Here is a 12280-nt window from a genome sequence, read left to right as displayed (position 1 = left end):
GCGCCCGGACCCGACGCGTCCGGCTCGCGCCCGACTCTCGGGCGAACGCGGCCGGTGGGGCGTCCACCGGGCCCCGTGAGCCGGTTGGCGCACCCTGATCCGCCTCACCCCGCACGGCGTCGACCTGCTGACCCGGTCCGCCGAGGGCTTCGACCGGCTGCGGGCGGAGTGGGCCCGGGCGCTCGGCGAGGAGCGGCTGTCCGCCCCGGAGGAGGACCTGCGCACGATGGCCCCGGGCGGCGCGTTCCGGCTGGACGCGGCGGGCTGGTTCACGGGCTGACCGGAAGCGGCCCGGACACCCCGCGGATCAGCCCCGGTCCAGGTACGCCAGGACCGCCAGCACCCGCCGGTTGTCGTCGTCGGAGGGGGGCAGGCCCAGCTTCCCGAAGATGTTCGAGGTGTGCTTGGCCACCGCCCGCTCCGTGATCACCAACTGCGCGGCGACGGCGGCGTTCGAGCGGCCCTGCGCCACCAGCTCCATCACCTCCCGCTCGCGCGGGGTGAGACCGCCCATCGGCTCGTCACGGGAGCGGCGGGTCAGGAGCTGGGAGATGACCTGCGGGTCCATCGCCGTTCCGCCCGCCGCCACCCGGCGCACGGCGTCGATGAACTGGTCCGCGTCGAAGACCCGGTCCTTCAGCAGATAGCCCACGCCGCCATTGCCGTCCGCCAGCAACTCCCGCGCGTACAACTGCTCCACGTGCTGCGAGAGCACCAGCACCGGCAGCCCCGGCCGGACCCGGCGGGCGGCCAGGGCGCACTGGAGGCCCTCGTCCGTGTGCGACGGCGGGAGCCGGACGTCGACGACGGCGACGTCCGGCTCCGACTCGGCCAGAGCCCTGGTCAGCTCGGGCCCGGTCTCCACGGCCGCGACCACCTCGAAGTCGTACGCCTCCAGCATGCGCACCAGGCCGTCGCGCAGCAGGAAGAGGTCTTCGGCTAGGACAACGCGCAAGGGATCTCCATGGTCACCATGGTGGGACCGCCCGCGGGGCTGCTGACGGCCAGGACGCCGTCGAATGTACCCAGTCGCCGTTCGATTCCGCTCAGCCCCGAGCCCGGCCCGACGACCGCGCCGCCCCTGCCGTCGTCCGTCACCGAGATCCGGAGCATCCCCTCCGCGTGGTGCAGGTCCACGTAGACCCGCTCGGCCTCCGCGTGCTTGGCCGCGTTCGTCAGGGCCTCGCTGACCGCGAAGTACGCCGCCGACTCCACCGGGGCGTCCGCCCGCCCCGGCAGCTCCACCGTCACCTCGGTGGCGACGGGCAGCCGCAGCGCCAGCGCCCGCACCGCGTCGCCCAGACCGCGCTCGGCGAGGACCGGCGGGTGGATGCCCCGGACCAGATCGCGCAGTTCGGTCAACGCCTCCGCCGACGACTCCCGGGCCGTCTTCAGCATCTTCCTCGCCTGCGCCGGGTCCTTCTCGATCAACGCCTCGATCGTGCCCAGGTTCATGCCCATCGCGACCAACCGCGCCTGCGCCCCGTCGTGCAGGTCCCGCTCGATACGGCGCAGTTCGGACGCCGCCGTGTCCACGGCCTCGTGCCGGGTCTCGGTCAGCCGCTCGACGCGCCGGGCCAGCTCCTCGTCGCGCGCCGGGCCCAGCAGCGTACGGGCGAGCAGGAAGTGGGCCCGCAGCACCGGTACGGAGGCCCGCATCCCCAGGTGGAAGAGGACGACGCCCAGGCCGAGGGCGGCCAGCCCGGTCAGCTGGCTGTCCACCGGCACGAACCCGTACCAGTACGGATCGTCCCGGAACACCCGCCACAGCCCCGCCGCCAGAACGAGGCCCTCCACCGGGTAGAGCATCAGCGCGGCGGAGACCACGGCCAGGACCGCCCCGGCCGACATGTCCATCAGCAGCCACAGCAGGTCCCGCCAGGTCGCCGGGTCCTTCAGCAGGAGCGTCGTGCGCTCCACCCGACCGGTCACGCCCGGCCGCAGATCCTTCGGGAGCGGCCGGTACGGGACCGGAATCCGTACACCGCACCAGGTCGCCGCCCACAGCCGCCGCTGGTCGGCGTGCCTGCGCACCGCCTCCAGCACGTTCGGGGTGGTGAACACGCCGACGCCCAGCAGGATGAAGGAGATCGAGAGCACCGCGAGCACGAACACGGTGACGGACCCCGCCACACCGGCCACGGACAGGAACAGCCCCCGCCCCGCCGCCAGCGACGCCTCCCGCAACCGGCCCGAGAACACCTTCATCGCGATCCTTCTCCCCTCACCGCGGCCGGAACGGTTCTCCCGGCTCCACTCCCACGTCGCGACCGAGCCCCGCCCGGACGCGTTCCCCACCGGAGCACGGCCCGCGCCCGCTCCGGAAGCCAGTCTCACCCGGCCCGGCCCCACCGCGTCAGCCGGTCCGCCACCCGGCGGGGGTGTACCTGGCACCACCCCCGCACCCACCCCCTACGCCTCCGCGACCCGGGGCCCCGACGGCTGGGGCGGACCGCCCCCGGTTCCTAGATTCGAAGCGCTCGAACCACTTACCTGACGCTTACCTCCGGGGGAGAGACCATATGAGGCGCAACCTCGCCGCACGCATCGGCGTGTGGAGCATCCACCACCGAAAGACCGCGATCCTGGGCTGGCTGCTCTTCGTCGTACTCGCCACGGGCGTCGGCGGAGCCACCGGCATGGTCGAGATGACCAACGCGGAGAACGGGGCCGGGGAGTCCGCCCGCGCCGAGCAGATCCTCCTCGACGCCGGACTCGACAAGCCCGCCGGCGAACTCGTCATGGTCTCCGCCCCCGCCGCGGGCGACTGGAAGCCGGCCGCCGAAGCGCTCGCCACCGCCGTGCGGGAGACCGGCGAGACGCGGAACATCGCCCCGCCCGTCCCTTCCGGGAACGGCGAGGCCGCGCTGATCTCCTTCGAGATGAAGGGCGACGCCGCCACCTCCCCCGACCGGGTCCAGCCCGTCCTGGACGCGGTCGCCGCCGTGGGCGAGGACCATCCGGGCGTCGAGATCCACCAGTTCGGCGAGGCCAGCGCGGGCAAGTGGCTCGGCGACCTGCTGGCCGAGGACTTCAAGAAGGCCGAGTTCACCGCCGTACCGCTGGCCCTGGGCATCCTCCTCGTCGCCTTCGGCGCGATCGTCGCCGCCCTCCTCCCGGTCGGGCTCGCCCTCACCGCGTGCATGGCCGCCTTCGGCCTCCTGTCGATCGCCAGCCACCAACTGCACCTGTTCCAGACCACGTACTCGGTGATGTTCCTCATGGGCTTCGCCGTCGGCGTCGACTACTGCCTCTTCTACCTGCGCCGCGAACGCGACGAACGCGCCGCCGGACGCGACGCCGAGACCGCCCTGCGCATCGCCGCCGCCACCAGCGGCCGGGCGGTCCTCGTCTCCGGCCTCACCGTCATGGTCGCGATGGGCGGCATGTTCCTCTCCGGCCTCCTGCTGTTCAAGGGCTTCGCGCTCGCCACGATCATCGTCGTCCTCATCGCCATGCTCGGCTCGGTCACCGTCCTGCCCGCCCTGCTCTCCTGGCTCGGCGACCGCGTCGACGCCGGCCGCATCCCGCTGCTGAACCGCCGCGCCCAGCGGGGGAGAACGGGCAGCGGACGCGTCACCGGCCGGCTGCTCGGCCCCGTCCTCGCCCGGCCCCGCACGTTCGCCCTCGCCGCCGTCGTCCTGCTGCTCGCCCTCGCCGCGCCCGCCCTCGGCATGAAGACCGAATCGCTGGGACTGGAGAAGCAGTTCGGCTCCGACGCGCCGCTCTCGATCGCCCACAGCCGGATCACCGAGAGCTTCCCCGGCGGCCCGGCCCCCGCCCTCGTCGTGGTGACCGCGCCCGACATCACCGCCCCGGAGGTCGGCAAGGCCCTCGACGGTTTCGAGAACGTCACCCTCCACCGCGCCCGGAACATCGCCGAGTTCGAGGTCCCCCTCCCGCACGGCGCCGCCGACCTCGCCGAACTGCGCGAGAAGCGGCTGCCCGCCGTGTTCGACGGCACCGGGGCGAAGGCCCACGTCACGGGGGAGACCGCCGGGTCGGTCGACTTCAACGACCAGCTCCGACGCGGCATCGTCCCGGTCTTCGCCTTCATCACGGCGGTGACCTTCCTGCTGATGCTGCTCTGCTTCCGCAGCTACGTCATCGCCGTCACCTCCATCGTCCTCAACCTCCTGTCGGTGGCCGCCTCCTACGGCGTGATGACCGCCGTCTTCCAGCACGGCTGGGGTGCGTCGCTCATCGGTTCGGAGGGGATCGGCGCGATCGAGGCGTGGATGCCGCTGTTCGTCCTCGTGGTCCTGTTCGGCCTGTCCATGGACTACCACGTCTTCGTCGTCTCCCGGATCCGCGAGGCGCGCGGCAGCGGCCTGGACAACCGGGCGGCCATCGAGACCGGCCTGCGCCGCACGGCGGGGGCGGTCACCGGGGCGGCGGCCATCATGGTCGCGGTGTTCGCGGTGTTCGGCACCCTGTCCATGCAGGACATGCAGCAGATGGGCGTCGGCCTCGCCGTCGCGGTGCTGCTGGACGCCACGGTCGTACGGATGGTGCTGCTGCCCTCCGTGATGCTGCTGCTCGGCGAGCGCAACTGGCGTACGCCGCGCGGACTCTCCCGCCTGCCGAGCCTGGAGGACGAGCAGCCCGCCGGGCCGGTGCGCGACCGCGTACGGGCCTGAGGGGACGGGCGCACGGCGGCGGCCCCGGGACACGGTTTTCCCCCACCGTGTCCCGGGGCCGCCGGACGTGGGCCACGCGCCCTACGGGCCCGGCGGCGGAACGGGGCGCTCAGGGCGTGTACTTGTACCCCACCCGGCGGACGGTCTGGATCGAACGGCGGTGCTGCGCACCGAGCTTGCGGCGCAGCCGCGCGACATGCACGTCGACGGTCCGTCCGTCGCCCACATGCCCGTACCCCCACACCGTCGTCACCAATTGGTCGCGGGTGTGCACCCGGTGGGGGTGGGCCACCAGGTGGGCCAGCAGCTCGAACTCCAGATACGTCAGGTCCAGGGCGGCGCCGTCGACCGAAGCCGTACGCCGGGCGGTGTCGATCCGGACCGGGCCGGGCGGGGCGGCCTCGCCGTCCGCCCGGCCGGCCTCTCCGTACGCGGGCTGCCGGGGGAAGGGGGAGCCGTCGGGCGACGCGAGCCGCGAGGCGGCGGCCCCCGCCGGCGCGTGCTGCTGGTCGGCGGGCACCAGCACCAGGTAGCCGATCATCGGCGGCCGGCCGGGCAGGACGGGCAGGGTGTGCGGAGGGGCGGGCAGCCAGGTGGCCCCCGGCGGGAGGAACCCGGCCGCCTCGGCCGGCGCCACGACTTCGTCGCGGTCGACCGCGCGCAGCCGGTGCCGGTTGGGGTGGGAGGGGAGGGAGGCGGTGGAGCGGGTCGCAGCGGGGGCCGGGGGCGCCGAGGTGGCGGCGGACGCGGCGGAGAAGGTACGGGTGTTCGCCATGGGGTTCAGCTCTTTCGCGCGAGGAGTCGTCAGGGACGGACTTGCGTCGTACGCGCGGGCCGAAGGCCGGGGTGAGCGGCTTTAGTGGGCCTGCGCGTTCCACGCGCGGCAACACACCCGGTCGAAGTCGTGGTGCTGACGGGACGGCCAGAACGGTTCGAGGTCGCTGCGACCCGACGCGATGTGCTGGAAGCTGGCCATGTCCCCATTGAAGCAGACATCGCGGCGACGCAGCAGTCTCCTTCCACCCGTCGATACGGACCCCCGGCGTTACGTGCCTCACGCTCGGCCTTGTACCCGGCCCCCGCCGGGCCGTGGGCAAAGGGCCCGGTCCGTGCTTCACCCGCCGCCCTTGAGCAGGGCCCCGAACCCGGCCGCCCGCATCCGGCGCAGCAGTTCCTCCCGGCTCGCCCCCAGCGCGTCCGCCGCCCGGGCCGGCTCCCAGTCCGCCGCGGCCAGGGTCCGCAGCAGATGGCCCCGGCGGATCTGCGCGTCGGAGAGCCGGAACGTCTTGAGGTAGGCGACCCGCCCCTCGTGGTCGGTGATCGTCTCACCGATGTGCTGCCCGCCCCCGTCCCGGACGAACGGCGGCAGAAACCGCCACAGGGTGAACGCCTTCATCCGGTACACCCGGTCGAACGTGTACGAGGCGTCCAGCAGCTCCCATGCGAACAGGGTGTCGTGCGCCTCCTCCCACTCCCGCCGCAGTGCCAGCGCCGCCGCCCGCAGCCCACCGAGGTCGCGGATGTGCTCCTCGCCGCCGATGCGCACCGGAACCTCCGCCGCGGGGGGCCCGTACAGCGCGTACTGGTGGACCAGTTCCCCGTAGAGGTCCTCCACCAGCGAGGCGTGCAGGAGGCGGTAGTCGTCCGGGTGCGGGACGACGAAGGCGGCGGCCAGGGCGTCGGAGACGTACACCATCACCCCGCACTGGCCCGGGTGGATCTCGAAGACGCGCAGCGCGTCCCCGAGCCCCCGCACGGACAGCCCGAGGTACGCGTCCTCCGCACGCGGCGAGAGCCCGCCGCGCAGGGCCGTGCGCGACCACTCCTCCCAGGCCGTCGAGGGGCCGCCGAAGTGCAGCGCGAGATACCCCTCCAACGCCAGGTGCAGCGGCAGGAACCGCAGCCGGTCGCCCGGCCGCCGCTTGGCCATCCGGTGGTGCGGCACCGGCGGCAGCGGCAGGGAGCGGAACGCGTCGCCCCCGCCGAACTGGGTGCCGTACGCGGCCGACCGCACCCCGCCCGCCCCCGCGGCCGGGCCGTCCTCACCCGACCAGTCCGCGACCAGGCCGTGCGGGATGTACGAGAGATAGCGCTCGCGGGGCCCCAGCTCGACGACCCCCGCGCCCAGCCCCTCGTACACCTCGCGGTGCAGCCGCAACCCCGCCACCGGCGCCTCGCGCACCAGCGGCACGAGCCGTACGCCGCCCCACACCTGCGCGGGCCGGGCGGCGAGCCCGGTCAGCTCCAGCCGGTTCACGCCCCGCCTCCCGCTCCGGTGAACCGGGCCACCCGCCGGTCCAGATACGCGTACAACTCCTCCGGGCCCGTGCGCCCCTCGGCGAACCGGGCGATCTCCGCCAGGGCGGGCAGGTCCTCCGCGTCCCGGATTCCGGCCGTCGCCACCCCGGCCGCCAGCCGCCGCACGTCGAAACCGTCCGTGTCGTACACGGGGTTGAGATGCACGACCGCCGTCCTCCGCGCCGGGTCCAGCCGGTGCCGCCACACCCGCAGCACCTCGCCCGCCAGCCCCGCCGGAGCGTTGTCCCAGCCGTCCGAGACGATCGCCAGCCGGTCGGGGACCGCCCCGCCGGGCCCCGGCTCCAGCGCGTCCAGGATCCGCGTGCCCAACGGGGTCGGCCCCCACGGACGTACGAGCAGGGCGTCGCGCGCCCCCGAGGTCCACAGCCCCCGGTACGCCCCCGGCGCGGCCAGCACCTCCAGCAGGTGGTGGCAGGCCAGCGCCACGGCGAGCGGGCGCCGCCGCTTCCGCCCCGAACCGGACGAGGAGAAGCTGTCGTCCAGCACCGCGTGGACCCGCCCCCACCTCCCCGCGTGCGCGCCCGCCGCCCGCCGGGCCGCCGCGCGCAGGGCGCCGGTCAGCTCGGCCCGGCGTTCGGCGCGCTCCCCGAGGCCGAGCGACAGCACGTACAGCGCGAGCCGGGTCAGCGGCATCACGGTCAGGTCCACCTCCACGGCGGGGGACGCGGGCCCTCGAAGGGCCGTCTGCCGCTCCTGGGTGCGCAGCCGCTCCAGCCGGGTCATCCGGGGCGCGGCCCGCTTGAGGAACGCCTCGCGCTTCATCCCGTGCCGGGCGGCGAACCCCTCCGCGACGGTGAACGGCAGCTCGGACAAGGCCCCTCGGTCGTAGTGGGCGCGCCGCCAGGCGTCCAGCGTCCCGTGCTCGTACCGGGGCAGCCGACCCGGGCGGAACAGGAACCGCCCGACCTCGGCGAGCGGCTCGGACCCCTGCGGGCAGGGAAGGTGGATGTGCCGTGCGGCGGTCTTCAGCCCGGTCCGGTACTTCACCGCGTCATGCCCCAGGTCCGGCCGCGCCGCCAGCCATTCCCGCATGATCGCCCGGGTGCGCCGGTTGTTGACCCTGGCGCGGCGCAGCTCGCCGAAGAGGCGGTAGACGCGGGGCGGCGGCAACAGCGCCAGCCGGGCGGCGATCAGCCGGCCCTCGGTGCGCCGCTCCTCGCGGCTCGCGTCGCCCGGCGTCTCCAACAACCCGCGCACGATGAGGGCCGCGTTGTGGTGGTTGATGTCCAGGGCCAGCGAAGCGGCGTACACCCGGCGGTAGTTGACCCGTACGTAGGTGTGCAGGAAGTCCAGGGAGAGCCGCTGCTCGTCGGCGTCCGAGCGGAACTCCGGCTGCCCGGTCGCCGTGATCGCGGCGTTCACGAAGAGGAGGACGTCCTCGGCGGCGACGAGGCCGGCGGCCAGGCGGCGGGCGGCCTCGGTGGAGGGGCCCGCGTCGGGCCCGGGCGCGCTCGCGGGTTCGGTCGTGTCCATGGCTTTCCCCCGGGGGTGGAGAACCCTCTTCGCGGCTCTTCTCGCCGGAGAGGGGGGCGGAGACGGGGTCGCCGGCCGGGGAATGGAGGCGCGAACAGCGAAATCATTGCTTCATAGGCAGGTCCCGGAAGTCGCAGCCGAAGTCCCGCGGCCGGCCCGGGAAACGTAACGGGTCGCGCCCGCTCCGCGCCACCGCATTCGGCTCCCGCCAGGACCCGCCCCGGGCGGCGGACTCCGCCCGGCCCGTCGGCCGGACGCCACGCCCCCCTGCCCGGCCGCCCGTCCCGCCGGGCACACTGGCCCCATGGACTCAGCTGTCGGCACCCCCGCCGCCCCTCTGCGCATCGGCCTCCTCGGCACCGGCCCCTGGGCCCGCAACACCCAGGCACCCGCGCTCGCCGCCCACCCCGGCGTCGAGCTGAGCGGGGTGTGGGGCCGCAGGGCCGAGGCCGCCGAGTCCCTCGCCGCCGCCCACGGCGCCCCGGCGTACACCGGCGACGAGGGCGTCGAGGCGCTCCTGGCGGCGAGCGACGCGGTGGCCTTCGCGCTGCCGCCGGACGTCCAGGCCCCGCTGGCGGTCCGGGCGGCGGAGGCGGGCCGCCACCTCCTGATGGACAAGCCGGTCGCCACCACGGTCGAGGGGGCCCGCGCGGTCGCCGACGCGGTGGAGAGGGCGGGGGTGGCCTCGGTGGTGTTCTGCACCCTCCGGTTCGCCCCGGACACCGCGGCCTGGATCGCCGAACAGGCCGAGCGGGACGGCTGGTTCACGGCGCGCGCCCAGTGGCTCGGCTCCCTTTACGCGGAGGGCTCCACCAGCCAGTACGCGGACTCCCCGTGGCGGCGTGAGAAGGGCGGGCTGTGGGACGTCGGCCCGCACGCGCTCTCCGTCCTGATCCCGGTCCTGGGCGACGTCGAGCACCTGACCGCCGCCCCGGGACCGGCCGACACCACGCACCTGATCCTGCGCCACGCCTCCGGCGCGTCCAGCACGGTCACCCTCGGGCTGAGCGCCCCGCCCGGCGCGGCGGGCGTCGAGATCGAGTTCCGGGGCGAACGGGGCACGGTGTCGATCCCCGGCTGGGACGGCGCGGAGACCGCGTTCCGGGGCGCGGTGGACGCCCTGGCCGAAGCGGTGCGGACGGGGACGCCGCACGCCTGCGACGCCCGCTTCGGCCTCCATCTCACGGAACTGCTGGTGGCGGCGGAGACGCAGGCCCGGGGGTGACCGGGGCGCCGGAGGGCGGCCCGGCCGGTGGCAACGAGCGGCACAGCGCCTCCAACGCCTTCGGGTAGCCGGCCTCGGAGGGCGTCGCGTAGCCGACGACGAGCCCGTCCCGTGCGGGGGGCGCGGGGCGGCGGCCGGCCCCCGCGACGCCGGGGCCGCCCCGCCCGCCGGGTCCGAGCGGGAGGCCCCCCTCCGCGTCCGGGTGCAGATAGTCGCCCAGGCCCTCCACCGCGACCCCCAGCCGGGCCGCCGCCCGCACCGCCGAACGCTCGGTGCCCGGCGGCAGCTCCAGCACCGCGTGGAGCCCCGCCGCGATCCCGGCGACCCGGACGTGCGGGGCGCACCGCTCCAGGGCCGCCGCCAACTGGTCGCGGCGGCGGCGGTGTCGCTGCCGCATCCGCCGCACCTGCCGGCCGTACGCGCCCGAGACGACGAAGTCCGCGAGCGTCAGCTGCTCGGTGGCGCTGGAGAACTGCTCGCGGTCGCCCTTCGCCGCGACGACGGGCCCCACCAGCCGCTGGGGCAGCACCATCCACCCGATCCGCAAGGCGGGGGAGAGGCTCCTGCTCACCGACCCCAGGAGCACCACATGCTCCGGGTCGAGCCCCTGGACGGCCCCCACGGGCTGCCGGTCGTAGCGGAACTCCCCGTCGTAGTCGTCCTCGACGACGAGCCCGCCGGTGGCCCGCGCCCAGTCGACGACGGCCGCACGCCGCGCCGCGTGCAACGGCCCGCCGGTGGGGAACTGGTGGGCGGGCGTGAGGAGCACGGCCCGGTCGCGGCGGGTCAGCCCGTCGACCCGGGCGCCGTCGGCGTCGACGCCGAGCGGCCGGGTGCCGACGCCGTGGGAGGCGAGGAGACCGCGGTGGAAGGGCAGGCCGTACTCCTCCGCCGCCCAGGGGCCGCCCACCACCTGGGCGAGCAGCCGCAGCCCGTGTGCGGCTCCCGAGCACAGGACGATGCGCTCGGGAGCGGTGCGCGCCCCGCGCGCCCGGGCCAGGTAACCGGCCAGGGCCCGCCGCAGCTCGGGCCGCCCGTGCGGATCGCCCGGCCCGAAGGCGTCGTCGGGGGCGGCGGCCAGCGCCCTGCGCGCCGAGGCCAGCCAGGCGGTACGCGGAAAGGCCGAGGGGTCCGGCCGCCCCTGGACCAGGTCGTGGACCGGCCGGGCGGCGAGCTCGGGGGTGCGCGGCCGGTGGGCGGGGGCGGCCGGGGCGGCCCGCTCGGCGACCCGGGTGCCCGACCCCTGGCGGGCGGCGAGCCACCCCTCCGCGACCAGCTCCGCGTAGGCGTCGGCCACGGTGTTGCGGGCGAGGCCCAGGTCGGCGGCGAGGGAACGGTAGGGCGGCAGCCGGGCGCCCGGGGCGAGCCGTCCGCTGCGCACGGCGTCGCGGAGGGCGGCCATCAGGACGGCCCGGCGGTTGCCGGCGCCGGAGAGCTCCCGGGGCAGAGCACTGCCCAGGACCTCGGCGGAATCGGCCCATGAACCCATCGGAGAAACACACCTCGTACCCGGTCGCCGTCGTCCTGGATTCGTACCCAGGACGGCGAGGGAGATCAAGGCGAACGACCGCACCGCCCCCCGACCGCCACCGTCCGGCGCAACCCCGCCGCCGTCAGGGACGGCAGCCGACCCCGTCCGGCGCGACCTCCACGAGGGGGAAGCCGACACGGTCCAGGACCGTGGCGAGGGCGTCGAGGGTCGGCGACGGGTCGAGCCGGTGCGCCTGCACGGTGACGTACAACCCGCGCCAGGGGCCCCCGTCCGCCTCCCCGCCGCCCGCGTCCCGTTCCCAGGCGAACTCGACCAGGTCGTGACTCAGCAGCACCTGCCGCCGCCCGGGACGGCTTTCGACGAACCCGTCGCCCAGCAGCCCGGTGACCTCGGCGGGCGTGCTCGTGGCGTCGGCGCCGCCCACCGTGCCCATGACGACGAAGTCGACGACGGACTCGGTACGGGTGGGCCCTGCCGGAAAGCGGTCATCCCTCGTCCGACCCGTCAGGACCGGCGCCGGGACCGGCGGGCGGAGCGCCCGACCCGGAGCGGGCGGCGCCGGAGCGGGCGGCGCCGGGGCGGGCGGCGTCCCCCGGCGGGCGCCGCACCGCCTCGTACGCCGTCGTCAGGAAGCGCCGTACGGCGTCCGCCTCCCGGGCGTCGAACTCGCGCAGCACCGCATCGGTGGCCCCGAGGAGGGGCCCGAAGAACGCCTGCCCGAGCTCCACCGCCCGCTCGTCCACCGTCAGGAGCACGCGTCGCCCGTCACGCGGGTCGCGTCCGCGCGTCACATGGCCCAGCCGCACCAGCCGGTCCACGACCGCCGTCGTACCCGCCGAATGCAGCCCGAGCTGCGCTCCGAGCCAGCCGGCGGTCGCGTCCGTGCCCGCCCGCTCGGCGTCCAGCAGGCTGATCAGAGCCCGCACGTCGGTGGCGTGCATCCCGTGGAGTTCGGCGAACTCCGCCTGCCGCAGGCCGAATTCGACCGTCACCTTACGCAGCAGATGGATCATTTCGGCTCGTGCCTCCGGCTCGCCGCTTCCCCGGCGTTCGGTCGTGCTCATCGCCACCCCATTCTCTCGCTCAGCGAGATAATATCGCGGGGAAGGCCGTCGAGACGCCGAGGAGAGG

Annotated in this window: 10 protein-coding genes and 1 pseudogene; 3 read left to right on the top strand and 8 right to left on the bottom strand. The window is 75.2% G+C overall.

Translation table 11 applies throughout. From position 1 onward, the window contains the following. Positions 1-82: 82 nt before the first annotated feature. Positions 83-280 (top strand): annotated as a pseudogene (locus tag AMK24_RS34760) (MarR family transcriptional regulator); the annotation flags it as partial. Between the two features lie 27 nt (positions 281-307). Here AMK24_RS34760 and AMK24_RS16190 read toward each other — a convergent pair. Together AMK24_RS16190 and AMK24_RS16185 are read right to left on the bottom strand one after the other, a co-directional pair. Next, positions 308-955, bottom strand: coding sequence for a LuxR C-terminal-related transcriptional regulator (locus AMK24_RS16190; RefSeq protein ID WP_073769442.1), 648 nt, complete (start codon positions 953-955; stop codon positions 308-310). Beyond that, complete coding sequence (locus tag AMK24_RS16185) at positions 940-2208, bottom strand: sensor histidine kinase (RefSeq protein ID WP_073769441.1); 1269 nt, start codon at positions 2206-2208, stop codon at positions 940-942. The genes AMK24_RS16190 and AMK24_RS16185 overlap by 16 nt, the downstream gene beginning before the upstream one ends. Positions 2209-2522: 314 nt before the next feature. Between AMK24_RS16185 and AMK24_RS16180 the strand changes: the two genes are divergently transcribed. Beyond that, complete coding sequence (locus AMK24_RS16180) at positions 2523-4640, top strand: MMPL family transporter (protein WP_199876437.1); 2118 nt, start codon at positions 2523-2525, stop codon at positions 4638-4640. 109 nt (positions 4641-4749) lie between these two features. Here AMK24_RS16180 and AMK24_RS16175 read toward each other — a convergent pair whose 3' ends face one another. From AMK24_RS16175 to AMK24_RS16165, 3 genes are all read right to left on the bottom strand, one after another. Then, positions 4750-5415, bottom strand: coding sequence for a winged helix-turn-helix domain-containing protein (locus tag AMK24_RS16175; protein ID WP_073769440.1), 666 nt, complete (start codon positions 5413-5415; stop codon positions 4750-4752). A gap of 339 nt (positions 5416-5754) precedes the next feature. Next, on the bottom strand, positions 5755-6897 hold the full coding sequence (locus tag AMK24_RS16170) for an ARPP-2 domain-containing protein (RefSeq protein ID WP_073769439.1): 1143 nt from the start codon (positions 6895-6897) through the stop codon (positions 5755-5757). Continuing rightward, positions 6894-8432 (bottom strand): hypothetical protein, encoded by a 1539-nt coding sequence (locus AMK24_RS16165; protein WP_242435174.1) that lies wholly within the window; start codon positions 8430-8432, stop codon positions 6894-6896. The genes AMK24_RS16170 and AMK24_RS16165 overlap by 4 nt, the downstream gene beginning before the upstream one ends. 304 nt (positions 8433-8736) lie before the next feature. On the opposite strand from AMK24_RS16165, the gene AMK24_RS16160 reads away from it, so the two are divergent. Beyond that, positions 8737-9657, top strand: coding sequence for a Gfo/Idh/MocA family protein (locus AMK24_RS16160; RefSeq protein ID WP_073769438.1), 921 nt, complete (start codon positions 8737-8739; stop codon positions 9655-9657). Here AMK24_RS16160 and pdxR read toward each other — a convergent pair. The 3 genes from pdxR to AMK24_RS16145 form a co-directional block, all read right to left on the bottom strand. Further along, complete coding sequence (gene pdxR / locus AMK24_RS16155; RefSeq protein WP_073769437.1) at positions 9614-11146, bottom strand: MocR-like pyridoxine biosynthesis transcription factor PdxR; 1533 nt, start codon at positions 11144-11146, stop codon at positions 9614-9616. The two genes, AMK24_RS16160 and pdxR, sit on opposite strands and share 44 nt — an antisense overlap. 124 nt (positions 11147-11270) lie before the next feature. After that, a complete protein-coding gene (locus AMK24_RS16150) occupies positions 11271-11582 on the bottom strand; it encodes a hypothetical protein (protein ID WP_242435173.1) in 312 nt (103 codons plus the stop codon). Positions 11583-11634: 52 nt separating this feature from the next. Further along, positions 11635-12213 carry a MarR family transcriptional regulator gene (locus AMK24_RS16145; RefSeq protein WP_079190532.1) on the bottom strand — a complete coding sequence of 193 codons (579 nt, stop codon included), beginning with the start codon at positions 12211-12213 and terminating at the stop codon, positions 11635-11637. Positions 12214-12280: the final 67 nt, after the last annotated feature.

The organism is Streptomyces sp. CB02366 (assembly GCF_001905905.1).
Taxonomy (GTDB): Bacteria; Actinomycetota; Actinomycetes; order Streptomycetales; family Streptomycetaceae; genus Streptomyces.
The sequence above is the reverse complement of the archived record's forward strand: the minus strand, read 5'-3'. Positions and strand labels throughout refer to the sequence as shown.